This is a genomic window from Novosphingobium oxfordense, from assembly GCF_044029435.1.
Classification (GTDB): Bacteria; Pseudomonadota; Alphaproteobacteria; order Sphingomonadales; family Sphingomonadaceae; genus Novosphingobium.
The window spans coordinates 655,050-678,461 of the sequence record NZ_CP147007.1 but is presented as its reverse complement, the minus strand read 5'-3'; the positions used below and the strand labels follow the sequence as shown (position 1 = coordinate 678,461).

The following is a 23,412-nucleotide window of genomic DNA, read 5'->3' as shown; positions in this document are numbered from 1 at the left end:
TGACCCAGCATCAAGTGATTAATTGGATGGGTTCAACGCCGGGAGAGTGCGGTGCGTTATAAAGGTCTAGATCTCAACCTGTTGCACCTCCTGGACGTGCTGCTCGAAGTCCGAAACGTCACACGTGCGGCAGACCGCCTGGCACTCAGCCAATCGGCGGTTAGCGCAGCACTGGCCAGGCTACGGGAATTTTTCGGCGACGAGTTGTTCGTCTCTGACGGACGTCGGATGTTACCCACGGCTTTCGCCGAGAAACTGGCTCGCAACCTTCACCAATGTCTTCATGAAGCCGATACGATCATCAACACTGGCCGCGATTTCGACGCCGCGACCAGCACACGCACATTCCGCATTATCGCAGCAGACTACATCTTCGCATCTTTGCTCACCGATGTTTCGGAAGTGATTTCCAAGCAGGCGCCCGGTGTTCGCCTGGACTTCATCACGCTCGACAATGACGCGCCCGAACGTATGGAAAGTGGCAATATCGATCTGTTGATCGGTCCGCGCCAACGGCTTTTGCCGGATCACCCTTCGGAACAGCTGTTCGAGGAAGAGATTGTAGTTGTCGGTTGGAGCCGCAACCCGATGTTGGCCAATACTCTTAGTACACAGGATTTCTTCGATGCAGGTCACATCGCAGTCCGCCACGGCGCGCCGGTCGATATGACTTTTGGGGATCGTCTGATCGAGAGCGCGGGGCATTCCCGTCGCATTGAGGCAGTTGCTCCAAGTTTTACGCTGGTTCCCTGGATGCTGATCGGCACATCGCGCCTGTCGCTTCTGCCACGCCATCTTGCCGACAAGCTGGCGCGCTATGTCCCTGTGAAATTCGTCGAACCGCCCCTGACACTACCGCGCATTCCGGAACTGGCCCAGTTCCATCGCGCGAAGGGGGCGGACAATGGGATCAGATGGCTCATCGAGCACATCCAAAAGCAAGTTCGCTCCGCGTGACGTGCCTCGCCTGGTCGCCATCTGCCGATGACGACCTGCCCTGCTTCGCCGACAAAGCGGATGCTGGGCGCGTTATTTCGGCTCCCTGAAAGCGGCCGTCGCTTCACTCAGTTATGGATGAACCTGAACGACTTGTCGTGGGACTTTGTGCTCGGTCCGCTTCAGAGCTGCGATGATAGAATGGCGGACGTTCGTAAGTCGATCGCCCGTTCGACGGGCTCCCTGTTCTGTGGTTGTGGCAGGAACAGAAGCTTCAGCGCCTCAGCGGCGCCAGACTGATCGGCTTTTTGCGCGGGGCGGAAGCTCGCGAGCCTCTCTCCTGTGCCGCAATCCGGATCGAGCCGCCGGCCTATCGCGCCAGCGTTCAAACGCTATCTTTCTTTAAAACCATATAGTTGTTATCGCCTCTTGCGATTCAAGAAAGCGGGCAACCCGGCCCTCCATGGCTTTGCGACCTACCACGAGGATTTGCAGGTGAGCGACGGCATTCCAGTCTTCCAGGATATGACCATTCGGGTCGACAAGGCGCGACGCCTTGCCTTTGCCGATCTCATCGTCAGGGGCGCGAATTCGGCCTGGACATACGATGCAGAACGCTCCGAGAGCGCGAACGAATTCGGCGGCGACGACGAGGCGTTCTCGTTCGTGCGGCAGGAAGGCGACGGCCTGAAAGCCGCGGGTCTGCTTCTTTGGGAAAACGTGGATGGCTACAAAGTCATGAACATCGTGCCCGAAGCCAACGGCAGACTGACCGCGTCCGAGTATAATGCGTTGCTTGCCGATTTCCGGACCAGGGTCGCGGACCCGGTCGCCAAAGCCCTCTCCTGCGAGATCGAGTACACGCGCGCCGTCCAGGACCTGGAAGACTGGATGAGTGAGGATGCGGCGCGCGCGCTTCGCCACTTCTCGAACTGCGCCAACAAGTCGACCGGCACCGGCCATCCACTCGACGAGCGGCGCTGGTTCGACTTTCTGATCATCGTCCATCGGTCCGGCGCTACGCCGGACGGCGACCTGCTGCGCCGGTGGCTCACCGAAGCCGAAAGCTGGGACGCAGAAATTGCGTGGGGCCTTGCGAGCGATCTCGAGAAAGGCCTGGGTCTATTGGCGCGCTACGATGGCCACTGATCCAGGCACGAGCCCTGCCCCCGTGGGATTGTCGGACGCTACGCAAGCCCACGAATTCGAAGTACGAAATACCACAGGAGACGACGGGCCTCGTTTTAGTTCGCATTCGCCGGTTCTTTACATCGATACCTGCTCTGTACTCGACATCATGCGCGACCCCACCCGCAAGACACCGGGTGCGCACGACCGCATCGCGGCAATCGATGTCGTCGACGCGGTGGAAACGGGCCGGGTGAGATGCATCTTTGCCCAGCAGGTTTCGATCGAGTTCGAGCAGCATTGCGAGGCAACCCATCGCGAAGCGCAAAAAGGCATCGATCGCGTCAAGGCGGAACTGGCTAACGTCACCTCGGCCGCGCGGGTTTTCGGCAAGGTCCCCGATATCGAGCTTGGTCATTTCGACGGGCATGTCGAGAACACACGCTCACTGGTGGCGCGATTGGTAGGACACCGGGAAGTCGTAGTGCCGGAAGCCATTGTGCACAGTCAGGCCTATGCGCGGATGAACATGGGCCGCGCGCCGGCAAGCCTGGGCAAGGAGTCTTCGAAGGACTGCCTCGTCTACCTGACCGTGCTGGAACATGCCAAGGCGCTGCGACAGTCGGGCCACACGGGGGCGATGGTGTTCCTGTCGTCAAACACGAATGATTACACGACAGCGGCGAGAAAGGCCCGGCCGGAGATTCTCGAGGATTTCGGGCAGCTCGGCATGGAATATGCGCCGGGAATGGGTGCGGCTTGGCACCTGCTTGGGCTGCAATCGGGCCCCGGGCGAGCGGCCTAGCCGCGGCGAGACGCTTATTGGCGAATAGCTGGGTTCCCCGTGCCTCGCCCTTCTCCGATGAGTCACTGCGCTAGGAGCTTCTTCACTTGGGCATCGGTTCCGAGATCACGCGCGCTCTGCGGCGGGGCCTTGGCCCGTATTGGTCTCGAACAGCGTGGCGATCGCTCCGGTATTCGCACTGGCGCAAATGACACCGGCTCCGACAGCCAGATTGTTGGTGGCGACCGCCGAGCCGCAGCCCCCCCCTGGCTTTGAAGGCGACAATCGATAAGGTGGCCCATGAGCTGACAGGAAATGAGCCCGCCAGCCAATAGCGCGGCAGGAGAGCCTCTGCGTAGTTTGATCGGCCCGAATTTCAAAACGGCCGGGATGGCGGCGGCCCACAACAGATCGGGACGTTGCGATTGGCAGCGACCGGGCAGGCCCAATCCGGGTATCTGAGCAATGCTCCGCTGCCGTTCGCGCTTCCCGCTCCCCCCGATGAAGCTGCGACCTCGCTGGAATCGACGATTGTACAGGCATCGCAGAAAGCTGCGGGAGGTCCCCAGGCAGACGAGGCCGTCATGGATGCGCAGGCATTCGAACCCGCCCAACCCATAACACGCTTCACAGATGCCGCGAGGGCTCCGTTGATCGCCGAACAGCGGCCCGTCCTCGTTGCATTCCTCGGACGAGCGCTCGGCGAAGTTGCGACCTACTCCGGGACTTATAAGAATATGGCGGAGCGCGCGCGTCTTTATGTGGAAGAGCCTGCTATCCCCTTGTGCTACGACAATCCGCGATACCCGCTCGACCCGAAACGGTCCTACCCCTCGGGTCACGCTGCGAACGGTTATGCCGCGGCCCTCGTCCTTGCCGAGATATTTCCCGCGCGCCGCGAGGAGATCCTTGCCCGCGGCCTGCGATACGGTGACAACCGCGTTGTGTGCGGCGCGCACCATCCAAGCGATGTTCTCGAAGGCCAGCTCCTGGCGGTTCAATATTTCAAGGCAGCCTCGCTGACCGCCGCTTTCAGGGAGGCTCTCGATTGTGCCCACCAGGAAGAGGCGGTGATCGAGAAAAAGCTGCCCGCATTGCCGGCTGGCTGCGCAACCAGGAAGTTGAAGTAACGGCAGTCAGATCGCGGACGAGCCAGTTTTCGGGCTCCGGCTTGTCCAACGATTGTAAGGCCAGCCAATCGTACGTGTTCAAGCGGATTGCATGGCTTCGTGAATTTTCGCGACCGTCCTGTCGAGGAGGCTTATCACCTTCGAGACATAGACGCCGACAAGTACCCCCTCGGACGTGAAGCGCTTCACAGCGACGGCCCATAAAGCCGGGCGAAACGTGCCTTCCTCCAATCCCGGAACCAGGCCGATCACGGGACTTCCGCTCAGCCCCTTGGCCGACGGGACACGGTGCGCGCCTTCCTTGTAGCCGAAATAGAGTTTTTCGAACTCGCCATCGGGATCTCTGCTGATCCCCAGCAGGTCGAATGTAATCGCGAACATTTCCGCGGTAACCGGCTTGCCGGGTTGGAAGTAAAGCACGTTGCGGCTGCCCGGAAATCCCAGTAGTCCGAAATCCCGAACGGCGCCGTCGATCGAGGATTCAATTTCGATGGCACTTTCAAGAAGTGTCGTCACCCGCGCCAGCCAGGTATCATAGGGAGTGCCGGCCGGGTCGCTCCGCACTGCGCACGCGAGCGCCGCTTCCCAGTCGAACCAGGCGACCGCAAGGTCGTCCTCGATCGACGGGACGAAACCGACCTGCTCGAGCGGAAAGACTATACCGTCGAACCAGATATCGAGAGTATCGCCTTTCCTGAACTCGTCCAAATTGTGAAGTGCGGTGACTAGGAACGGAACCCGCTCGTAGGTAACGAGAAAACAGGTTCCAATCCCTTGCAGCTCGGTTGGCCTGTTTCCCCTTTTCAGCAACATCCCGACAGCCGGCCGCCAGGCGGACATTGCGTCGTACAACGGCGTGCGATCCCTGGGCTTTTCTCGTTCTTTCATAGCCTCACTATAGACGGAGAGTGACCGGATCAGCCGAATGAACGGCCGTACCAGCAAGACTTGATCCATCAGAGCGACCATGAATCAACCTCATCACGGCGCGACGTCCGAAAGATGGCCGGACTGAACGAAGGGCAACTTTGGCACAATCGATCCGCGAAGGGAGGCATTCCGGTCTGTCCGACTTTCCTGACATTGGGCGATCCGGACGCAGTTAGAAAAAATGTCCGCTTTTGGGAAATCCGAAACCGGCTCTGAACGTCGAAGAAGGGTCGGCCTCTCCTGAAGCGTTCTAACTATGGCCGTCAGGGCCATAGGAGATTTGTCATGGGATTATCAGAGTTTGATCCCGCCGCTCGTGAGCGGGTATCTTGGAACGCCGGGCGCAAGGTTGGTGCGAAGCGAGCGCTAAAGCCCCGTCAGATATGGGCGATCCGTTTCTTTCTCGACCACCATGGGCGGATCCGGGACCGTGCCCTCTTTGACCTGGCCATCGATAGCAAGCTTCGCGGATGCGATTTGGTGAAGATCAGGATCAGCGATATCGTTTGTGATCGGAAAATTCGAACACGGGCCACGGTTGTACAGCAAAAGACCGGCAGACCGGTTCAGTTTGAACTGATGACCGATGCTCGCGCCAGCCTGCTCAAATGGCTGGAACTGAGAGGTGGATCCTTGGAGGATTTTGCATTTCCGAGCCGTACCGATCACGCAGCCCACATAAGCACAAGGCAATATGCTCGCCTTGTTGACGAATGGGTCACGGGGATCGGACTGCCCAGCGAGGACTATGCCACGCACTCTCTGCGCCGAACCAAGGCCTCGATCATCTACAAGGCGACTGGAAATCTCCGCGCCGTCCAGATTTTGCTTGGGCACACGAAGATCGAAAGCACGGTGAGATACCTCGGCGTGGACGTGGAGGACGCTTTGACGCTCGCAGAGGGCACTGAAATCTGAAACTTCCCTGGGTCCTTGCCGTAGCAAGGACCCAGGGCCTACAGCTTGGCAGCTGCTCTGCGCCCATCTAAGTCGCTCGAGAGGAAAAATGTTATGCCAACGACCGGTCGGTCCGCTTATGACCGGGGCTGGGACTAATCTGCCATCCGCCGCGACCTCACCGAATGGAGGGTTCAGCCGAGTGCTGTCGTTCGTGAGTGGCCCGAAAACGATCTGTTTTTGGGAACCGCGCATCTCCTTCGATGGCTGGTCCAACTGACGACCTTCATCTACGATAGTAGCAGAATGACCGACCAATCAGATTTCGACAGCCGCTTGGGTGCGCGCATCAAGGCAGAGCGCAAGAGCAGGGGTTGGTCGCTCGACATCCTGGCGGAGCGCGCCTCAGTCTCGCGCGCGATGATCCACAAGGTAGAGAAGGGTGACAGCAGCCCGACCGCCAATCTGCTCGGCAAGCTTTCTGGCGCATTCGGGCTCAGCATCTCGACGCTGATGGCGCGCGCGGAGGCTGCACAGGGGCGGCTGATGCGCCGCGAAGATCAGCCGGTGTGGACGGATCCGGCCTCTGGCTATGTCCGCCTGCACGTCTCGCCCTGCTCCGAGATGCCGATCGACCTGGTGCGGATCACGTTGCCGCCAGGCGCGTCGGTGCCGATGCCGGCGTCCGCCTATGCTTTTCTCCGCCAGCTCATCTGGGTGCTGGAGGGCGAGCTGTTGTTCGTCGAGGGCGACACGCGCCACCACCTCTCGACAGGCGACTGCCTGGAGCTGGGGCCGCCGGTCGACTGCGATTTCCGCAACGAAGCAGCGCGGGCGTGTGAATATGGGATCATTGCGCTACGCAACACGTAGTAGACAAAATGATAATATAGTGCATTTTTGTGCTTCTATATTGGATGAGGTGGAAGCATGAACATTCGCGACGCAGACCCGGCCGATGCTGAGGCCATCACCGCCATCTATAACGATGCCGTAGTCAACACGACCGCCATCTGGAACGATACTCGCATCGACACTGCCAACCGGCTCGCCTGGCTCGCTGATCGCGCAAAGCAGGGCTACCCGGTCCTGGTGGCGGTCGACGCGGACAATGCTGTGATCGGCTATGCCTCGTTTGGCGACTGGCGCGCCTGGGACGGCTACCGTCACACCGTCGAGCATTCGGTCTATGTCCGCGCCGACCAGCGTGGCTGCGGGGTCGGCAAGGCGCTAATGATTGCGCTGGTCGATCGCGCGAGAAGGATCGGAAAGCATGTCATGGTCGCCGGCATTGAGGCCGGCAATGTCGGCTCGATCCGCCTCCACGAAAAGCTCGGCTTCGAGAACGTCGGCCACCTTTCGCAAGTCGGGATGAAGTTCGGCAAGTGGCTCGATCTTGCCTTCCTGCAACTGACGCTGGACCGCCGCGAGACGCCCGACACGCCGCTGGCCGCGTGATGGCAGGGCTGGTCTTTGCGCTGCTGGTGGCAGCGGGCGGCGCACTCGTCGCGCAGAATCTGCTGATGACGCAGATCACGCAGGCCAGCCCCACCATCCTGATCACGCTGGTGGTGAACTCGGCTGTGGGGCTCACCCACAATTGTGGTGGAAAATACTTGAGACGAGACCGTGGATGTCGCTGACTTAGCGCCGGGCATCCGCTGACCCGGCCAATCATCAGCGACCGAATGTCTGCTAGGAGCTAATTCCGCTCTTCTTCTGCCGAGCATTGATCGACTAGAGTTGGTCGCGTGCTGACTGCGCGTGAGCGTCAGCTATCCCCGCAACCCGGCTCCAAACCGGACATTCGCCCACCGGCCCGTCTTGGGCATCCAGGATAGGATAGCTGCCGGTCCGCCCCCGGGGATGCTAAATTGGGTGCTGGACGACCGGGAAGGGTCGCGAGCGGCCGATAAGTCGTGGTCGACAGACGACGCAGCATGAGCGGCAGCTATCTCTGTATCAGCGCTTCAAACACGACAGTCGCCTACCGGCCCGTCTTGGGTAGCTCGGACATGATCGCAACCGGCCGGTGGTATGTAATCGTAAACCTGCTAGGCAGCGTGGCATGACCAACACCCACAAGCTTTCCGGTATCGTCGAGGTCGACGGGGTTCAATATGAATGGGAGTTGCGGAGCGAGCCGCGCTGGAGCGAGTTCGAAGGCTGGAAAGGCATGACCGTCAGCTTGCTGCGCAAAAACACCCAGCGCGGCGCCTTGCTCGAATTCCCGGCGCCAAAGCGCCTGATGAAAGGCTTGCCGCGTGGCCGGCTCCAGATCGGCGATGCGTTTGTGATCAGGGGCATTCAGGCGGCGCTGAACGCCGGTTGGGAGCCTGACTCGCGGGGTAAGCCGATGGTTTTCGTGGTCGATGCCGAAGGCAACTAGCCATCAGCCGAAGCGCGACCGCGACAGCGGCTCTCTCAATCGTTCAACCATTCGCTTGAAATTTCGCCCCGATGCCCTTCAGGAGCCAGCGCGGCGCGCAGGGCATCCAGCAGAGGCGGCAAAGCCTGGGTGAAGGCGTAAGGCGGGTTGACGATAAACAGGCCTGCGCCGTTATAGATGCCGGGCTGATCGGCATCGTAGAGCCAGTGCTCGATGCTCAGAAATTTCGGGATGCCGAGGCCGCGCAACTTGTGCTTCCAGTGCGCGTGCGTTGGGCGCTCCTTCAGCGGAAACCAGATCACCGTCACGCCATGCGCCCACTTGCGGTAAGCTGCAGCGAGAGTGGCCGTGATGCGGGAGCGTTCGTCCTGCTGTTCGAACGGCGGGTCGACCACAACGACGCCGCGAGACGTTCGCGGCGGCACCATCGCCAGCCAAAGCTCATAGGCGTCGCGCTGATGCACGGCGGCTGGCGTGTCGCGCATCGCTTTACGCAGGGCGCGGGCGTCCTCGGGGTGCTTTTCGTTGAGAACCAGGAAATCCTGCGGGCGCAGAAGCTGGGCCAGAACCCGCGGCGAGCCGGGGTAGAGCTTCAGCTCTGCACCGACATTCACCCCCTCTACGGCGGCGCGATAGGGGTTCAGCAAGGGGTTCGGGTCGGCAAGGGCCTGCAGGACGCCTTGCGTAGCCTCGCCGGTGCGCTGGGCTTCCGTGCCCTCAAGGTCATACAGCCCGCAGCCCGCATGGGTGTCGATCAAAGTCAGCGCGCCCTGCTTGTTTTGCAGGGCCTGCACTAAGGCGATCAGGAGACTGTGCTTCACGACATCGGCGCTGTTGCCAGCATGAAAGGAATGCCGATAATTCATTGCGATCTAAAATCCCGACGATCTGCCTTTATGCGAGCCTCCAGGCGCGAAAAGCCGCGCGCGTGCCCGTTCAAGCAACCAATCCGGGGCCCCTACAGCTGCGGGCATAAACCTTCAAATCACTTCTGCGCAAAGCGCCATGCTCCCGTTTGAGATCGTCAGCAGAGGCGATGAAACAAGGGGCCAGGTACGTGGAAATGATCACGGCAGCGTCTGCTAGCCCTGCGAACCGGCTCCGAACCGGACCTTCGCCTACCGGCCAGTTCAGGGCGTCCAGCATGGAGAAGCTGCCGGTCCGGACCTGGGGACGGGAAATCGCTGGCTGAACAACCGAGAAGGGTCGCATAGCTCCCTGGACAGCTTGCGTGACGCTGCGCTGGCTTAGGCGCCTTGCGTGAGATGGCAGGCAATCAGCCCGGACAAAAAGTCTTCGAAGGCATCTCGCTCAACCGCTTCGCTGGCACCCGCGTTACGCAGGCGCCCGCCCAAAAGGGCGTCACCGAGCGCGGCCACGGTGATCAGATGTATGGTCCTTCTCGTGTCGGCTATGTCGGGAACGGGACCAGGGCTTGCGAAGCCAAGACGCGCCCGGTGCAGGCTCTCCACTACTTCGTCGAACATCTCAAGCCGCCGCCCCTTTGGCAGCGCGTCCGCCTGGATCAACCAGATCAGGCGTTGCGCAACGCCATCGCGGTAAGTGGCAAAGGTGCGCGCCACGCTTTCGCGGCCCGATTGCGCAGAGGCCATCGCCCCTGACAGGTCGCGCGTGAGCTGTCGGATAGCGCGCGCGTTCAGGGCGTCGAGCAGCCCTTCGCGGCTTCCGAAATGGTGTAGGATCGTGGGATGCGACACTCCGGCCTCACGCGCGATATCCTGCAGCCGCATGCCCGCTGGTCCGTTGCGCGTAGTGCGTTCTGCAGCATCGAGAATCCTTTCGCGCGCTTCTTCAGCGGTGCGGCGAATGCGTTTTAATCGTTCAGTCACCTTTCGGGGATAGCAACTACTGACAATTTTGTATACAGCGGCCCTAAATCGCTCAACGACGGAGTTGCTGTCTCATGCCCCGAACCGCCACCTTCGGTACGGGTTCTGGTCCGATGATTCCCGGCGCGGTGATACCGCGTCCTTCCTGGAATGACCGGGCATGAAGGACCTCTTCGGCGCCGTTCGCGGGATACTTTTCGATTTGGCCGGGACGCTAGTGTTCTTCGTGCTCCACGCCTGGACCGGCAGCCTCATTCCCGCGCTGCTCCTCGGGCTCGCCATGGCGTTAGGTCAATTCGCTTGGCGGCTGTGGCATCGCCAGCGGATCGACGCGCTACAGTGGATCGGATTGGTGGTGGTCGTGTCGGGAGCCGGTGCGACGTTGTTGACGCACGACATTCGCTTCATGCTCGCCAAGCCCTCGGTCGTCTATGTGTTGATAGGCTGCGCCATGCTGCAGCGAGGCTGGATGGATCGCTACATGCCTCCGCGCGCGCGCGAATACGTGCCCGATCTGATCGTCATTTCAGGCTACGTCTGGTCCGGCCTGATGTTTGTCTCGGCAGCGCTGAACCTCGTGCTGGCCCTGAGTTGCAGCGTGGGGGTGTGGGCCAGTGCGATGGGAATATGGTCGATGGCCAGCAAGTCCCTGCTGTTCCTGGGGCAGCTCACATTGCTGAAAGGCATTGGGAAGAGGCGAGCCCGCTGGCAAATGGGAAACGCATCGACCACTGCGTCTGTAACGCCATCGTTAAACCGCTGCCCGCATCGAGCTGAAACGCGAGCGTGGGGGCACGTTGCAGATCGTCCGCTTTGACCGGCGCGATCGTTAGCTTCCTTCAATACAGGAGGTTCACCGGAGATCGAGAAAGGACAGGCGGGGGCGCCACCTACCGGAACAGCAGACGGCTGAGACGTGGGCCGCGAGATTCTGGGCAAGGATCAGAGGCACGGCGATCGCTTAGCGGGGAAAATTCTGTCAGGCTTGCGAGGTAAGGTGATCGACCTCTCTCAGCAGGCCGTCCGCTCAGACCGTTCCGCCTTTTTGTCTTCCGTGATCAACGGGTTTTCCTGGCGACCCATAGTCCAGTTTTTCCCTAGGCGAACGGTGGCGTTGGGCGCGCACCAAATTTCACCCGAACTGTCGAGTGCGGTAACCCAGATAAGATTGTGCTCCTGGCCGTAGTCGATCATTCCAATCGCATAGCCATCGCCCTTGCCTACTACGTGAAGGGGAATGGTGGGGTTGAGCTGCGTGAACATTCCGGGCCTCTTGATCGCAAAGAAAGGGCCGGCGCACACGAGCGCGCCGGCTCCTGTCAGGTTTACTTGGGCTTGCCTGCACCAGGCTCGGAGGTTTTCGGCGCCTTGCCGTCCTCAATACGGCCCTCGTTGCGAAGGTCGCGACCTTCCTGCGCCTTGCGCTGAGCTTCCGGCGACTTGCCGTGCTCGTTCAGTTCTTCCTTGATATAGCCAGCGGCTTCTTTCATTTCGCCCTTGATGCTCATCGATCTCTCCATAGGGGCGCCACGATAACGCGTGGCAGATCATAAAGCCTCAAAAGCAAATTTGGCTCCTAAGTACAAAAGTGGCCGGTTTGCGGACTGTTTGTCGTTGTCGGGATGGGCAAGCCGGGGTTCAAACAATTCAGCTCATCGGCTGCGCCAGAAGGCCAAAACACATTTCTATGAGAAAGACGGAATGAGCTCACGCGGATTGGAGACCACCTTGGACAGGAATGCCATCTTTTCGATGCGTGTTAGGTGACGAGAGAGGTAGCAGCCAAGTGCATCGTCAAACCCCGTTCACGAGTTCCGTCAGTTGGCCCAATGTCTCAACGCCGCCGGCCTGTTACGTCAAGCTCGTAGGAATGATCCAGTTCGACAATAGGTTTTACAAAGGTACTAGCAAACGAAGCTCCGCCGGTGGGCGAGCTGCCATACCCTGGAACGCGGTGGCAGGATCAAGCTCTTCGGGGGTGTTGATGTCGCTCATCCGATCAGCCTATCCCAATTCCACGATCGCGCGAGCGGCCGAGCCAGTCCTGGATCCTGCGAGACAAAGAAGCATTCTCACGCACTGGAATGCAAGCTCAAATGATCTCGCTTTCAGCCACCTCAACGGCGCGGTATTCAACCCACTGAAAAATGACAGTGACAGCGGCCGAACCGTCATCTCCCAGCGTCTTCGCGTGAATCCGGATGGGGTTCACCGTGTTCCGAAGACGCGAGACAGCGCCGCGAAAGGCGCAAAGCCGAGCGAGCGCGGGAAAATCCAAGTACATTGTGAGAGGGCCCTTGCCCCCTCAGCGCTGGGTGGACCGGAGACGCGTCATCGCTTCCAAAAGTATCTTCGCGCTCTGATGCGCCTGGATGGCTTCATCCACCTCGCGCTTGGCCTCGTGCTGCCGCCGAAGGCCCACGCCCGGCTGAGCGGCCAGGACGAGCGTTGCACGCGCCTCGCCCCCTTCGCGGATCGCTTCGACGGCAAGACGACTGGGCGCGATCTCACCGGCAAAACGAAATGTGCCCGCCTGATCCAATTGGTAGCCGTACGTCTCGAACAGCGGCGCACCGTCACCACCCGCCCTACGGTAGGCAAGATCCAATTCGATCGCGTCAGCCAAGGGGATACGCTCACGACGGTGTGGGTCGCCCCAGGCGCGCACAATGCTCTCCCTCCGCAGCTTACCTTGACTAACGCAAGGGCGTTAGGTCAGTCACGCGCCATCGTCGCGTATCCTATCCAACACATTCTCGTTAGATAGAAGCATGGATCTCGGAACTCGCATCGTGGAGCGACTTGGCGTCCAGGGAATGTCCCAGGCTGAGTTGGCACGTCGCGCAATGATCCCGCAGTCTACGATGAACAGCCTCATCAGGCGCGGTAGGCGATCATCCCCCCTATCGCATTGCTCGCGAGTTAGGTACAACGCCTACCTATCTGACTGGGGAAAGTGACGATCCTACGGCCGAGTTCGGTGACGATCCCGTCAATCTGACCGCCGAGGAAAGGGACTGGGTCGAAATGCTCCGCGCGATTCCGCCGAAGGAGCGAGCGGCAGCTTTGACTCTCGTTCGGACGATCGCGACCAGCGCGCGATCACCGCGTATCCACGAGTAAGGGGGCGTTTTAGCTGAAGGAGGGCGGGCAACATGTCGAGTAGTCGAGCAGTGCTTTGTGGGACATTGTGCTCGCCTGCGCAGGCCAGCACCTCATGATGCACTACAAGGGTGTACGACTTGAAAGTCGCCACAATCTACAGGCCGAACTCAGCGAAATGAGGCGTGTGGTTGATGCCTTTAGTCCAATGATCCTGAAACGCGTGCAGAGCATCCGGTGCGATTCACAGAAGGGCGCCCATTACTCGATTAGCATCTTACCCGGGCCATGGGACGAGAGCATAGCGACCGGAATCGCCTCAGCCTTCATGACCCAAGGCGGTTACAACGGAATCGAGATCACCTGCGGTCAAATCGAGGTTTTCCTCGTTAACGGCGGGGATAAAGGTGCCAGCCCTGCGTAGATATCTGACATCGCTGCGATAATCTTATCCAGGTGAACGAACACGCGGCCGAACTAGGCTTCGAGTACATCGCCCTGCGGCCCCAATGACGCGAAATTGCGGGGTACGCCCAAGGGGTACGGGGCTCTTTCGGCGATGCCAGAAAAGGCGGATTCACGCCGCATTGCGACGCAATCACGGCGGAGGCGTTATCCGCGTCGATCCCCCTAACCCTGAAATGACGCGTAGGCTTTCCCAATCAGCCGTTCAGTCGCTGCTTTTTCCGCCAAAATCCATACTGACGGGGTGTCAAACGACGCCGGGAATTGGGCCGGGGGCGACACGTAAAACTGGGCCCCCTTTTCATGCTCAAACGGTAACGGAATCGAGCGGCGGAGTGGCCTTCTGCAGAAGGCCACTCCGCCGCTTTTCGCGCAATCTATAGCTGTCGCCCCGGATGGTGATGACGTGGCTGTGGTGCAGCAGACGGTCGAGAATGGCGGTCGCGACGACGGGGTCGCCAAAGACCGTTCCCCATTCACCCACGCTGCGGTTCGACGTGATCAGCATGGCGCCTCGCTCGTAGCGGCGAGATACCAACTGGAAGAACAGGTGCGCAGCGTTTGGGTCGAAAGGCAGATAGCCAAGCTCATCAACGATCAGCAGTTTAGGTTTGGCAAGGAAGGACAGTCGCTCTTCCAGGCGCCCTTCGCCATGGGCCTTTACCAAGGCAGAGACGAGCGCCTGCGCGGTTGTAAACAAAACGGTGTAGTTCTGCCTGATCACTTCCCGCCCAAGCGCGATGCCCAGGTGCGACTTGCCGACGCCGGGAGGCCCCAGCAGCAGGACGGCCTCGCCATGTGCGACCCAGCGAGCAGTGGCCAGGTCTCGGATCTGGTGCGGATCGACACTGGGTTGAGCCTCGAAATCGAAGCCGTCGAGCTCGCGAGCATAGGGGAAATGGGCAATCTTCATCGCCATCTCGATCCGCCGCTCGTCCTTGCGGGCAATTTCTCGCTCACAAAGGAACGCGAGCGTCTCGCGCATTGTCAGGTCGTTGCGGGCCGCCTCGTCGAGCAGCGTGTCGAGCTGGTCACGGATGGCGGTGAGCTTGAGCCGGGACAACCAGCCCAGCAACGTCTCGTGGTCGATAGTCATTACCACCGCCCTCCTGCTAGCTGCTCATATTCGAGCAGGGGACGCAGCAGATCGGGCGGTCGCATAGCCGCCATCTCGGGATCGACAGGCCGAAGCACGGGGCCACTCACGCCACTGACACCAGCGAAGTGAGCCGGGTCCGTCAGTCGGCGGTGGCGACCGCTCGCCTCGGCATGTTCAGCAACTAGCTGACCGCCATGAAAGATGCGAACCTGAGCACCGCTAAGCGTCACCTGCACGCTCTCACCGACCAATCGCCAAGGCACTGAATAGGCGTTGGTATCGATCTCGACCGCACAGTCGCTGTGCACCTTGCGAACCAGCTCTCGGATCTGTCGGAACGGTGGCCGCCCTTGGAGCGGCTTCAGTTTGCAGGCCTCGTCACGGACGAAGCGCAGAAGCGGCGGTTCGCCGGTTGAACCGTGACACCGTGCGTCGGCCACCTCGCGCAGCCACCACGCAATATGCTGCTCGAGTGCGGCCATGCTGGCAAAGCTGTGCCCGGCCAGCGCATTGTGCTTCACGTAACCAACGCCGCGCTCATCCTTGCCCTTCGTCCGCGCCCGATACGGGGCACAGGCGCGAGGCCGGAAACCCCAGTAGCGGGAGAAGGCGTGCAGCCGATCGTTGAAAACAACCTCTCGCGTTGCAGCGTCATGGTGCTTGACCAGCGCCCGTGCGTTGTCGAGCAGCACCTCCGCTGGCGTCCCGCCGAAATATCGGAACGCAGTCTCGATGCCGTCCAGCCACGCTGATTGGCGCTCATGAAGGAAGGCCATCGCGAAAATCCGTCGCGAGTAGCCCAACGTTGCCACGAACATGTAGACCCGGGTCATCTCACCGCCGAGTTGCACCCGCTTCTCGCCGAAGTCGATCTGCATCTGATGACCTGGCGGCGTCTCGAACCGCATCGTCGCCACGGCCTCTGCCGCCAGTTCCTGCCGATAACCCGAAACCGCGCGCTCGACCGTGCGCAAGCTCACCCTCACACCCAGTTCCCGCGCCAGATCCTGACGGACCACATCTGCGTTGCCTCGATGTCGAAAGAAGCAATCGCGCAGCCACGCTTCATGCCCGTCGAGTTTGCTCACGCCTTTGCGGGGACTTCGGTATTCCTGCCAGCCGCCCGCGTCGACGTAGCGCTGTACCGTCGTGCGCGAGCAACCAAACTCCCGCGCAATGCGCCGGCTTCCCCAACCCAGCTTGTTTAGCCTCAGCATCGCCGTCACCTCATCAGGCTCGAGCATCGTATCTCTCCGCGCAGACACCGCGGAGATTGTCGCATTATCCAGGCTACTCATCAGTCCCTCCTCATTCAGGAGGGGGGCCCAGTTCTATTTGTCGCCACCGGCCCAGTTTTGCATGGCGCCTGACACGGGGATTGCGGCGGGGCATGGCAATGTTGCTCACACCCTCGCTGGCAAATCGCCTGATAATTCTTCTACGCCAGATCTGGGTTGACGATGCGACCATCCGACAGTTCGGCAACGAGAAATCCGCCCTCATACGGCTGGCAAATCTCGACCTGGACGCCCCTGTAGCGCTTGCCGCCAGGGATTTCACTCGCCAGGAATGGATGCCCTTCAAGAAATGCAGCGATTGCCCTCCAATCCTGGTCGTGCACGCGGAATTCCTTAACCACCAGGCCCTGCGAATCAGCATTCGCGATCTGATCATCCATTGCCCTTAGAACGTGACGGAACATCACTTTCTCCCCTGCTTCAAAACCTGATCTACATCGGCGAAGCGCTTCAGGACGACCCGATGCGTCGCCGCGCGAGAACGTCGGCCGCTGTTGCCGCTGATTTTTAGTCATACTCGGGAGAGGGTCAAGAAAGGACCCAAGAGCGCTCGGGCAAATGCGGCTCCATCTTCAAACCGCAGCAACTGGCAGGTTCACGCAGCATTTGCGACCGACAAGATCGAGCTCCGCTTGAGCGTGCAGAACCTCTTCGACAAGTTCTACATCGACTACAGCAGCGATACTCGCCTGCCGACCGACAACCTCGCGTTCTTCGCCGGGCGCCGGAGGACTTTTACGCTAACCTGAGACTACCGGTTCTAGTCTGCTCGTGAGCCAGCGCCGGGCTTGCGAGGCTCTGGGCGTGGATCGAACGAGCGTGCGCTACGTCAGCCGCCGGCCGGACGATACAGCGGCACGGGTACGCATCCGTGAGTTGGCCGGGCAGCGGCGCCGGTTCGGCTATCGCCGCTTGCACTGGCTGCTGTGCCGTGAAGGATGGACGATGAACCACAAGAAGTTCCGGCGATTGTATCGCGAGGAGCGCCTGCAGGTGCGTCGGCGCGGTGGACGCAAAAGGGCTTTGGGCACGCGGGCGCCCATGGTGTTCCCTCAGGGACGGAACCAGCGTTGGAGCCTCGACTTCGTGTCCGACGCCCTCGTTTGTGGGCGCCGGTTCAGGATCTTCGCTCTGGTCGATGACTGCAGCCGGGAGTGTTTGGCTCTCGTCGCCGACACCTCGATCTCAGGCTTGCGCGTTGCCCGCGAACTCGATCTCGCCATTCTCGAGCGTCAGGACAAGCCAGCCATGGTGGTCAGTGATAACGGCAGCGAACTGACCAGTATGGCTATCCGGCGATGGTCGCGGGATCGCGACATCGAGTGGCACTACATCGCGCCAGGCAAGCCGCAGCAGAACGGCTTCATCGAGAGCTTCAACGCTCTACTGCGTGACGAATGCTTCTGTAGTCGGGGCTCTCTCGTCAAGCAGTTCCAATCGCGCGGACGTTCCCGATCGGCCAGAACCTCGGCCCAATAGTCCGTGGTATCTGAAGTGTTCGGCCGCTCGAAGCGCCGATCAAGCGGAACAAAATCTCTGGGTGCCAGGCTCATCGATTTTGTTCACACCGAAGAAAAACGCTGGGTTGCACAGGCACTGGCATCAGTTCTCCCTGCGCAATCGTCACGCCCTGTCTATAGCAATGTCGAACCATGCTTCTTTTGAAGCGAAAGCGAAAACCCAAGATCATAAGTGCCTCTTGCTGCGCAGGCCGGGGTCAGTCCACCACGATCTTAACCCATCACTCTGTTTTCTTTAGGCATTGCGGCAGTTGTGTAATTTCAATCTGCCAAAAGGTCGCACAGCCGGCCAACCGCTGCCACCGCCACGTCAAACGCAGGCACCTCGGCATCGCCGGCAAACGCCATGCCGCCCACGAACCGGGCATATTCCTCGGCATAGACAGGATCAGCCGCCAGCTTCTCGCGCATGGCGGCAAGCCGCTCCCGGGGCGCAAGTTCCGCAACACCCCCGCCGCCCCTGTTGCTGTCATCCTCCAGCACTGTGTTCAGAAGCGCGGGGAAATCCGGATGCGCCGTTGCCAGCAATTCAAGTGCCGCCAAGTCATGCAGATGGCGAACGATGGTGGGATCGTCTTCTTCATGCTCACGATCGCGCAACAGCATCCGCCAGGAAAAGGCGCTGAGCTTATCGGCCGCCGTCTCGACCGGGTCGATGCAGGCTATGTCGGGCACTTCCGGCCCGGATCGGGCATATTGGCCAGCGAATGACCCGACCGCCTTGTGCTGAATATCAAGCCGGGGCGGCTTCGCCGATACCTGCGCGAGGATATGCGGCCGCAAGGAGCCATGCAGCTCCAGAATGGTCGGATAGGTCATTTCAAGCTCAATGAAGCGGTGCTCATCGCGCGAGATGCAGGATGTCACATCGAAGCCCATCGCCGTCCAGGCTTCGACCATTGCATTGCGAAACGCCTTGAGCGCTTGTCTGCGCTGATTGCGGCTGCGCGCAAGAAAGCCGTCCGACAGCAATAGCTTGAAATCGATGTCCTCGGAGAAGCGGCGAATGAGGTTATGCGCCTTCAGGAGCGATGTTCCGCCCGAAAAGACCGGCGTGAAATCTTCGGTCGCCAGTCCCGCAAGCCGCTCTATGGCCTGGACAACAAACCAGTCCTTCTCCGCAAAGGCCTCGTCGACGGCAAGCGCACCCGCGACGCGGCCCAGCAGCCCCTCATCGGGCGCGTTCGAGAACGACATAATTTCCGTCATATCCTATCCGGCGCCGAACCCGATCCTCGACCGCCACGACACGGCCCGTTGGCACCTGCGTCGAGCGACCGCGATTATAGGCATCTTCAAGAGAGGACGGCGCCACTTTCTTGCCAAGGCGGCCCAGCGCCTCGGTCGCGAGTTTCTTGATGCCGACGATCGGAACGGGCTTGCCGGTGAAAGGCGAAACCTCGGCCTTGGCATAAAGGCCATAACCGATCTGGACGAGCTGGCCCTCCGTGGCCTTCTGCCGCAAGGCACGGCCAACGGCATCATAGCTTCCCAGCGGCGCGAAATCGCTGCGCAGAAAGACATTGCGCTTGGAACGTCGCACTTTCCTGGCGATGGCAGCGCCAATTGTCTCGGTGATCGCAGGGCGTTTGCCGGGCTCCGCCTTGCGATACTGGCCGCGTCCGACACGCTCGACGCGCCTGTCCTTCATCAGCTGGCGAAGCGTGCGGCCCACAGAATCATAATCGGCATCAAGCAGAAATTCTCCCCTGCTCAATGTCCGACCTCCATCGAGGCGCTTTAGAATCTGATCAGCCAGCGACATCATGTGCAAACCAAAATACGACCTTTACGGCATCGTATATAGGTGGAGGCGGGGAGAATCACAAGAGTGACGCCTCATATGAAGAATTGACGTTGTAGCCTCAGCATGACTGTAAAAAATCAGTCGGGGGGAAAGTCCTTGCTGGCACTCCGATCGCCGCCATTAGCTATGCGGCAAGCGTCGGCTTTCCTCGCCTGGGCACTCAACACCCGACTGAGCAAAATGTCCCACTTCGCGACCGTCACATTGCTCGTATCAGCCTATCCGAGCTTCCTCATCAATCGGCCGGCCGCTCCAGCCTCGGCCGCAAGGTTGCGGTTGTAAGCTAGCGGCATACGCGGGCTCTTCCAGCGCAGCGCATCCATAATCCCGGCGAGATCCTCGCCGCTGGCAAACAAGTCCTGGTTGAGCCCGACGCGCGTGGAATGCCCGGTGACCTGCGCGAGTAACCGCGCCAAATCGTCCTTGGTCAGATCGGGCAAAGCCCCCTTTTCAAAGGCCCGGGTGATGATCGCCCGCCAGATCGGTCCGATCGACGCCGGATGCAGCGCCCGCTCGCCGATCGAATATTCGGTGCGCGCCGGCACCGCCGGCTTGGGCAGTGTCTTGCGCAGATCCCAGGTCTCGCGCCCGGAGATCGTCGCCAGTTTACGCCCAGGCTGGCGGGCGCGTGCCTTGTAACGCCGGACGATGACGCGCCGGAACAGCGGCCCCGCGTCGATCACCGCCGCCGCGGTCCAGGCGGCAATCGCGCGCACGGTGCGCGGCGACAGATAGGCGGTGGCCCCCTCCCCCTCCGGGTCGCCCTTGCTGCGCGCGATCGCCAGCAACCGCGCCTCGGGATCGATCGCCTCCAGCAGATCTTCCACTTGCACCGCCACCAGCTCGCGCACGCGGAGGCCCGTGTCGTAGGCCAGGCTAAGCAGCGCGCGGTCGCGCAGCCCGGTCAGATCCTCGCCGCACGCGTCGAGCAGCGCGCGGACATTGAGCCCGCGCGCCGGATCGCGCTCGACATCGCGCACCGGCCCCTTGAAGCGCAGCGGAGCTGCCTGGCGCTGCGCGACACCCTTGTCGCGGCGGATGGCAGCAAGCCGCAGCTTCACCAATGGTGCCTTGGTCGGATCGGCGAGGCCCAACAACTGGTGCCCGCGGGCGATCGAGGCCTTGTAGCGCGACAGCGAGGCGGGTTTGGCGCCCTCGCCCGCGCGCGCATCCAGGTAGTCCGCGACATCCTCTGGCTGAGCCGGCAGCGTGAAGCGCCGGTGCTGCCGGCACCACAGATCGAACGCGGCGAGATCCGAGCGCAAAGCGAGGAACGTGTGCCGCGAGGATGCAGCGACAAACGCATCGAGCAGCGCGGCATCGAGCGTGATCCGCTCGAACGTACGCAATCGGGTGAGGAAGCGCGGAAGATCACCGGCAGGCGTTTCGGATGGCGGCGCCATCACGGACAAACCTCCCGTGCTTTCGGCAATTCCCCAGTTTTTCGCCATTTCGCTCCCCTGCCACCCCGATGCTCCGGACGTGGCTTCCTTATAGCGACGTGCAATATGAACACGCAATAACTGCCATTAGTGGCATGTTCATCGATACTCCGCGGGCCAGGAAAGGGTGCCGACCGGGATGCTCTAATGGGTAATGATGCGATCCAGCAGCAAATTGATATCGCCGATCGGCCAGACCCACGCCCACTGCAAAACCCGAACCTACACGCGATATCCTCGAGCAAAAGAGCGCCTGGTGCCGACCAACATAAGCCATTCAGCGGCCTGGAAGCGAACGGTCGCTGATGACAGAAGTCGCCGACCGAGCGTCATACAGCAGCCGGACAGCAAGCGCCCCAATGGCAGTCGTCGATCTCTCTGTAAGAGCCGCCCGGAAACGGCCCTTACGCGGCACGTAGAGCTATGAGCGCCGTTCGCCTATGTCGATCCGGTTGCCGTCCGGGTCAGCGAAGACAAAGGCTCGTTGCCCGTAATCTTTGTCGGCGAGGCTCTTGATGATCCTCACGCCCTCGGCCTCGCAGACGGCATAGAGCGCCGCTACATCGCTGACGAACATGTGCATGACATTGACGGTGGAAGCCTTGTGGTCTGGCTTTTGGCTCAGGTGGATTTCGGCACGATCTTTTTTCATCACCATGAAACCGACCGGATCACCGTTCTCAAAAACCTTCTCGAAGCCCAGCACGCGCGAATAGAAGTCTTGCGCGGCTTGGATATCGCGCACGCATAATCCCGGCGCAGCGCGCCCAAAGGTAATCGTCGCCAAAGCGGAGTCCGCCATCGTCTCGTCCTATTCAGGCAGGGGCGGCGGTGCGCGTGCCGATTACGGAGCGGTGTCCGGGTCAACTTGCTGCTTTGTGTGCGAGGTTCTGTCAACAAAAAGGGTCGGCTACTTTGGCCCGCCGTTCACCCAAGTGGGGCCGACAAGAATCCACCAGCCTTCCACATAGGCGGCAGGACAAAGGTCGGCCCACGAACGGCAGGTTCTGGCTAGATGACCGTCGTTTTGCGCACCGCACCGGGATGGCGGCTTAGTCCCGAGGCTGTGTAAAAACGCCCGGATATGCTGTGGTTCTCTTGCGTTTCGGGAGGCTTTGGAACGGGTCGTTTCGTCCAAGGGGAAGACCGTCGGCAGAACTATTTGCTGCCAGCTTCGCTGGATGACTACGTGTCGGAAGGCAACCCGGTTCGGGCAATCGAGGCCTTCATTGATGCGCTCGATTTGAAGGCGCTGCAGTTCGCTGGAATGACGCCGGCTGAGACGGGCCGTCCTGCCTATCATCCAGCAACGATGCTCAAGATTTACCTCTACGGCTATCTGAATCGGGTCCAGTCGAGCCGGCGGCTCGAGCGTGAAGCCCAGCGGAACGTCGAATTGATGTGGCTGACGGGGCGATTGGCGCCATGCCCAGGCTCTGAGCGAAGGTCGTGCCACGGCCGACCGGCTCAATGCGAAAATGCAGAACAACGATCGCGCGCTCGATCGGGCCCTCGCGGCGTTCTCGGAATGGCGGCAATTGCCGGACGCAGGGAGTTGGGTGCACGAGCAGGCAGAAACTTGGCGGTCTCACACTGCCGAACAGAGCGAAGCTGAAGCTGCCCTGCCCGGCCTCGATGCGCAGCGCCACGAGGCCGTACGTGCTCGTGATCTCGCGCGCCTACACGCTGAGACCGCTGCCGCAACAAAGCTCAACCTTGCCAACACACATGCCCTCAAAAGCGCCGAACGCTCTGAACTGCTCGAAGGTCGCAGCATCGCGGAGGTTGAAGAGGCAACAGCGCGGGCCTCGGGCAAAGTGCGACAGGCGAATGAGGAGGCTCGCGCGCGGAGCTTGAGGCGGCCACGTCCCAAGCCGACGTCTGGCTGCGTCTCTCCGACCTCATCGGCGACCGAGAGCGCAAGGCGTTTCGACGCTTTGCGCAAGGGCTGACACTCGATCGACTGCTCGAACACGCCAACGCCCACCTTGCAGAGCTGAAGCCGTGCTACGCTCTGGAACGAGGGACCGGCGGCGAAATGTTGGTCCAGGTCGTGGACAATGACATGGGCGGGCAAGTGCGCGGTCTACACAACCTATCCGGAGGCGAGCGCTTTTTGGTCAGTCTCGTCCTTGCCTTGGGCCTCGCCGAAATGTCTGGCGGACGCGGGGTCAAGATCGAAAGCCTGTTCATCGACGAAGGCTTCGGGGCGCTCGATCCAGCCAGTCTCGGTCAGCCCTTGGCCCTCCTCGAACGTCTTCATGCGAGCGGCCGCCGCGTGGGTGTGATCAGCCACGTCGAAGAGTTGAAAGAGCGCGTGCCGGTCAAGATCGAGGTGACTCCTACTGGGCGCGGCACCAGCACGATCGGGATTGCATATGGATAGAAATGCCCGAAGCGCGGTGCCTTGGCCCGAGCCAGACGCAGATCGGTTAGCCGGCAGACCAGGCCGACCTCTCAGTGGCGACCAAATACAAACCAATCATCCCACGGATGTTGCGGACGCGTCCGGTTTCTGACGAGCACGTCAATTCGCGACCCTCGCGGCAAGTTGCTCGAGTGCCATCGCGGCTGCCACGCGCTTCGACAATTTATTCCGGTAGCCTGATCTCAGTTGTCCAGAAGGCGACGGATC

General features: G+C 60.8%; 27 protein-coding genes and 2 pseudogenes. 16 read left to right on the top strand and 13 right to left on the bottom strand.

The window, feature by feature from the left end:
- Positions 1–51 precede the first annotated feature (51 nt).
- The 4 genes from WBP07_RS23015 (at position 52) to WBP07_RS23000 (ending at position 3,978) form a co-directional block, all read left to right on the top strand.
- Complete coding sequence (locus WBP07_RS23015) at positions 52–957, top strand: LysR family transcriptional regulator (RefSeq protein WP_395396172.1); 906 nt, start codon at positions 52–54, stop codon at positions 955–957.
- Between the two features lie 408 nt (positions 958–1,365).
- The gene (locus WBP07_RS23010; RefSeq protein WP_395396171.1) at positions 1,366–2,085 is read left to right on the top strand and encodes a hypothetical protein; all 720 of its coding nucleotides are present in this window, start codon (positions 1,366–1,368) and stop codon (positions 2,083–2,085) included.
- A complete protein-coding gene (locus tag WBP07_RS23005; RefSeq protein WP_395396170.1) occupies positions 2,075–2,869 on the top strand; it encodes a PIN domain-containing protein in 795 nt (264 codons plus the stop codon). The genes WBP07_RS23010 and WBP07_RS23005 overlap by 11 nt, the downstream gene beginning before the upstream one ends.
- Before the next feature lie 404 nt (positions 2,870–3,273).
- Positions 3,274–3,978 carry a phosphatase PAP2 family protein gene (locus tag WBP07_RS23000; protein ID WP_395396169.1) on the top strand — a complete coding sequence of 235 codons (705 nt, stop codon included), beginning with the start codon at positions 3,274–3,276 and terminating at the stop codon, positions 3,976–3,978.
- Between the two features lie 78 nt (positions 3,979–4,056).
- Here the strand turns inward: WBP07_RS23000 and WBP07_RS22995 are convergent, their stop codons facing one another.
- Entirely contained in the window at positions 4,057–4,947 is an 891-nt protein-coding gene (locus tag WBP07_RS22995; protein ID WP_395396168.1) for a hypothetical protein, read from the bottom strand.
- 246 nt (positions 4,948–5,193) lie between these two features.
- On the opposite strand from WBP07_RS22995, the gene WBP07_RS22990 reads away from it, so the two are divergent.
- The 5 genes from WBP07_RS22990 to WBP07_RS22970 all read left to right on the top strand — a co-directional run bounded on the left by WBP07_RS22990 (position 5,194) and on the right by WBP07_RS22970 (position 8,194).
- On the top strand, positions 5,194–5,826 hold the full coding sequence (locus WBP07_RS22990) for a tyrosine-type recombinase/integrase (RefSeq protein ID WP_395396167.1): 633 nt from the start codon (positions 5,194–5,196) through the stop codon (positions 5,824–5,826).
- A 285-nt stretch (positions 5,827–6,111) separates the two neighbouring features.
- Positions 6,112–6,678, top strand: a complete 567-nt coding sequence (locus WBP07_RS22985) for a helix-turn-helix domain-containing protein (protein ID WP_395396166.1) — start codon at positions 6,112–6,114, stop codon at positions 6,676–6,678.
- Positions 6,679–6,735: 57 nt separating this feature from the next.
- Positions 6,736–7,263, top strand: coding sequence for a GNAT family N-acetyltransferase (locus WBP07_RS22980; protein WP_395396165.1), 528 nt, complete (start codon positions 6,736–6,738; stop codon positions 7,261–7,263).
- Positions 7,263–7,448 carry a hypothetical protein gene (locus WBP07_RS22975; protein ID WP_395396164.1) on the top strand — a complete coding sequence of 62 codons (186 nt, stop codon included), beginning with the start codon at positions 7,263–7,265 and terminating at the stop codon, positions 7,446–7,448. The genes WBP07_RS22980 and WBP07_RS22975 overlap by 1 nt, the downstream gene beginning before the upstream one ends.
- 425 nt (positions 7,449–7,873) lie before the next feature.
- Positions 7,874–8,194: a hypothetical protein gene (locus WBP07_RS22970; protein WP_395396163.1), complete on the top strand. Its 321-nt coding sequence runs from the start codon at positions 7,874–7,876 to the stop codon at positions 8,192–8,194.
- 35 nt (positions 8,195–8,229) lie between these two features.
- Here the strand turns inward: WBP07_RS22970 and WBP07_RS22965 are convergent, their stop codons facing one another.
- On the bottom strand, positions 8,230–9,060 hold the full coding sequence (locus tag WBP07_RS22965; protein WP_395396162.1) for a 23S rRNA (adenine(2030)-N(6))-methyltransferase RlmJ: 831 nt from the start codon (positions 9,058–9,060) through the stop codon (positions 8,230–8,232).
- Between the two features lie 381 nt (positions 9,061–9,441).
- Positions 9,442–10,044 carry a TetR/AcrR family transcriptional regulator gene (locus WBP07_RS22960; protein WP_395396161.1) on the bottom strand — a complete coding sequence of 201 codons (603 nt, stop codon included), beginning with the start codon at positions 10,042–10,044 and terminating at the stop codon, positions 9,442–9,444.
- A gap of 160 nt (positions 10,045–10,204) precedes the next feature.
- Here WBP07_RS22960 and WBP07_RS22955 point away from each other — a divergent pair, with 160 nt between their 5' ends.
- On the top strand, positions 10,205–10,861 hold the full coding sequence (locus WBP07_RS22955) for an inner membrane-spanning protein YciB (RefSeq protein WP_395396160.1): 657 nt from the start codon (positions 10,205–10,207) through the stop codon (positions 10,859–10,861).
- A 194-nt stretch (positions 10,862–11,055) separates the two neighbouring features.
- On the opposite strand, the gene WBP07_RS22950 is transcribed toward WBP07_RS22955, so the two are convergent.
- The 3 genes from WBP07_RS22950 to WBP07_RS22940 form a co-directional block, all read right to left on the bottom strand.
- Complete coding sequence (locus WBP07_RS22950) at positions 11,056–11,307, bottom strand: hypothetical protein (protein WP_395396159.1); 252 nt, start codon at positions 11,305–11,307, stop codon at positions 11,056–11,058.
- Positions 11,308–11,369: 62 nt separating this feature from the next.
- Entirely contained in the window at positions 11,370–11,552 is a 183-nt protein-coding gene (locus tag WBP07_RS22945) for a hypothetical protein (protein WP_334185417.1), read from the bottom strand.
- A 797-nt stretch (positions 11,553–12,349) separates the two neighbouring features.
- A complete protein-coding gene (locus WBP07_RS22940) occupies positions 12,350–12,670 on the bottom strand; it encodes a hypothetical protein (protein WP_395396158.1) in 321 nt (106 codons plus the stop codon).
- A 591-nt stretch (positions 12,671–13,261) separates the two neighbouring features.
- Here WBP07_RS22940 and WBP07_RS22935 point away from each other — a divergent pair.
- Positions 13,262–13,570 (top strand): hypothetical protein, encoded by a 309-nt coding sequence (locus tag WBP07_RS22935; RefSeq protein WP_395396157.1) that lies wholly within the window; start codon positions 13,262–13,264, stop codon positions 13,568–13,570.
- A gap of 348 nt (positions 13,571–13,918) precedes the next feature.
- Here the strand turns inward: WBP07_RS22935 and istB are convergent, their stop codons facing one another.
- The 3 genes from istB to WBP07_RS22920 all read right to left on the bottom strand — a co-directional run bounded on the left by istB (position 13,919) and on the right by WBP07_RS22920 (position 16,412).
- Entirely contained in the window at positions 13,919–14,707 is a 789-nt protein-coding gene (istB, locus tag WBP07_RS22930; protein ID WP_395396156.1) for an IS21-like element helper ATPase IstB, read from the bottom strand.
- Positions 14,707–16,011: an IS21 family transposase gene (gene istA / locus WBP07_RS22925; RefSeq protein WP_395396517.1), complete on the bottom strand. Its 1,305-nt coding sequence runs from the start codon at positions 16,009–16,011 to the stop codon at positions 14,707–14,709. The genes istB and istA overlap by 1 nt, the downstream gene beginning before the upstream one ends.
- Before the next feature lie 137 nt (positions 16,012–16,148).
- A complete protein-coding gene (locus WBP07_RS22920) occupies positions 16,149–16,412 on the bottom strand; it encodes a hypothetical protein (protein ID WP_395396155.1) in 264 nt (87 codons plus the stop codon).
- A gap of 90 nt (positions 16,413–16,502) precedes the next feature.
- On the opposite strand from WBP07_RS22920, the gene WBP07_RS22915 reads away from it, so the two are divergent.
- Together WBP07_RS22915 and WBP07_RS22910 are read left to right on the top strand one after the other, a co-directional pair.
- Entirely contained in the window at positions 16,503–16,757 is a 255-nt protein-coding gene (locus tag WBP07_RS22915) for a hypothetical protein (RefSeq protein ID WP_395396522.1), read from the top strand.
- Positions 16,758–16,779: 22 nt separating this feature from the next.
- A pseudogene (locus WBP07_RS22910) lies at positions 16,780–17,409 on the top strand (IS3 family transposase); the annotation flags it as partial.
- 380 nt (positions 17,410–17,789) lie between these two features.
- Here WBP07_RS22910 and WBP07_RS22905 read toward each other — a convergent pair.
- The 4 genes from WBP07_RS22905 to WBP07_RS22890 all read right to left on the bottom strand — a co-directional run bounded on the left by WBP07_RS22905 (position 17,790) and on the right by WBP07_RS22890 (position 21,579).
- Positions 17,790–18,737, bottom strand: coding sequence for a nucleotidyl transferase AbiEii/AbiGii toxin family protein (locus WBP07_RS22905; RefSeq protein ID WP_395396154.1), 948 nt, complete (start codon positions 18,735–18,737; stop codon positions 17,790–17,792).
- The gene (locus WBP07_RS22900; RefSeq protein WP_395396153.1) at positions 18,700–19,245 is read right to left on the bottom strand and encodes a hypothetical protein; all 546 of its coding nucleotides are present in this window, start codon (positions 19,243–19,245) and stop codon (positions 18,700–18,702) included. The genes WBP07_RS22905 and WBP07_RS22900 overlap by 38 nt, the downstream gene beginning before the upstream one ends.
- A gap of 308 nt (positions 19,246–19,553) precedes the next feature.
- Positions 19,554–20,738, bottom strand: a complete 1,185-nt coding sequence (locus WBP07_RS22895; RefSeq protein WP_395396516.1) for a tyrosine-type recombinase/integrase — start codon at positions 20,736–20,738, stop codon at positions 19,554–19,556.
- 460 nt (positions 20,739–21,198) lie between these two features.
- On the bottom strand, positions 21,199–21,579 hold the full coding sequence (locus tag WBP07_RS22890) for a glyoxalase superfamily protein (RefSeq protein ID WP_395396152.1): 381 nt from the start codon (positions 21,577–21,579) through the stop codon (positions 21,199–21,201).
- A 282-nt stretch (positions 21,580–21,861) separates the two neighbouring features.
- Here WBP07_RS22890 and WBP07_RS22885 point away from each other — a divergent pair.
- From WBP07_RS22885 to WBP07_RS22875, 3 genes and pseudogenes are all read left to right on the top strand, one after another.
- A pseudogene (locus WBP07_RS22885) lies at positions 21,862–22,203 on the top strand (transposase); the annotation flags it as partial.
- Between the two features lie 52 nt (positions 22,204–22,255).
- Positions 22,256–22,729, top strand: coding sequence for a hypothetical protein (locus tag WBP07_RS22880; RefSeq protein WP_395396521.1), 474 nt, complete (start codon positions 22,256–22,258; stop codon positions 22,727–22,729).
- Positions 22,730–22,815: 86 nt separating this feature from the next.
- A complete protein-coding gene (locus WBP07_RS22875; RefSeq protein ID WP_395396151.1) occupies positions 22,816–23,163 on the top strand; it encodes an SbcC/MukB-like Walker B domain-containing protein in 348 nt (115 codons plus the stop codon).
- Positions 23,164–23,412: the final 249 nt, after the last annotated feature.

Bases quoted from the DNA above. Each gene is read 5' to 3' on its own strand.
- istB (WP_395396156.1), bottom strand. From the start codon at position 14,707: ATGACTATCGACCACGAGACGTTGCTGGGCTGGTTGTCCCGGCTCAAG.
- WBP07_RS22895 (WP_395396516.1), bottom strand. From the start codon at position 20,738: ATGGCGCCGCCATCCGAAACGCCTGCCGGTGATCTTCCGCGCTTCCTC.
- WBP07_RS22920 (WP_395396155.1), bottom strand. From the start codon at position 16,412: ATGTTCCGTCACGTTCTAAGGGCAATGGATGATCAGATCGCGAATGCT.
- WBP07_RS22975 (WP_395396164.1), top strand. From the start codon at position 7,263: ATGGCAGGGCTGGTCTTTGCGCTGCTGGTGGCAGCGGGCGGCGCACTC.
- WBP07_RS22880 (WP_395396521.1), top strand. From the start codon at position 22,256: ATGCAGAACAACGATCGCGCGCTCGATCGGGCCCTCGCGGCGTTCTCG.
- WBP07_RS22980 (WP_395396165.1), top strand. From the start codon at position 6,736: ATGAACATTCGCGACGCAGACCCGGCCGATGCTGAGGCCATCACCGCC.
- WBP07_RS22950 (WP_395396159.1), bottom strand. From the start codon at position 11,307: ATGTTCACGCAGCTCAACCCCACCATTCCCCTTCACGTAGTAGGCAAG.
- WBP07_RS22875 (WP_395396151.1), top strand. From the start codon at position 22,816: ATGTTGGTCCAGGTCGTGGACAATGACATGGGCGGGCAAGTGCGCGGT.
- WBP07_RS22905 (WP_395396154.1), bottom strand. From the start codon at position 18,737: ATGACGGAAATTATGTCGTTCTCGAACGCGCCCGATGAGGGGCTGCTG.
- WBP07_RS22970 (WP_395396163.1), top strand. From the start codon at position 7,874: ATGACCAACACCCACAAGCTTTCCGGTATCGTCGAGGTCGACGGGGTT.
- WBP07_RS22935 (WP_395396157.1), top strand. From the start codon at position 13,262: ATGATGCACTACAAGGGTGTACGACTTGAAAGTCGCCACAATCTACAG.
- WBP07_RS22890 (WP_395396152.1), bottom strand. From the start codon at position 21,579: ATGGCGGACTCCGCTTTGGCGACGATTACCTTTGGGCGCGCTGCGCCG.
- WBP07_RS22995 (WP_395396168.1), bottom strand. From the start codon at position 4,947: ATGGTCGCTCTGATGGATCAAGTCTTGCTGGTACGGCCGTTCATTCGG.
- WBP07_RS22955 (WP_395396160.1), top strand. From the start codon at position 10,205: ATGAAGGACCTCTTCGGCGCCGTTCGCGGGATACTTTTCGATTTGGCC.
- WBP07_RS22965 (WP_395396162.1), bottom strand. From the start codon at position 9,060: ATGAATTATCGGCATTCCTTTCATGCTGGCAACAGCGCCGATGTCGTG.
- WBP07_RS22985 (WP_395396166.1), top strand. From the start codon at position 6,112: ATGACCGACCAATCAGATTTCGACAGCCGCTTGGGTGCGCGCATCAAG.
- WBP07_RS22990 (WP_395396167.1), top strand. From the start codon at position 5,194: ATGGGATTATCAGAGTTTGATCCCGCCGCTCGTGAGCGGGTATCTTGG.
- WBP07_RS23005 (WP_395396170.1), top strand. From the start codon at position 2,075: ATGGCCACTGATCCAGGCACGAGCCCTGCCCCCGTGGGATTGTCGGAC.
- WBP07_RS22945 (WP_334185417.1), bottom strand. From the start codon at position 11,552: ATGAGCATCAAGGGCGAAATGAAAGAAGCCGCTGGCTATATCAAGGAA.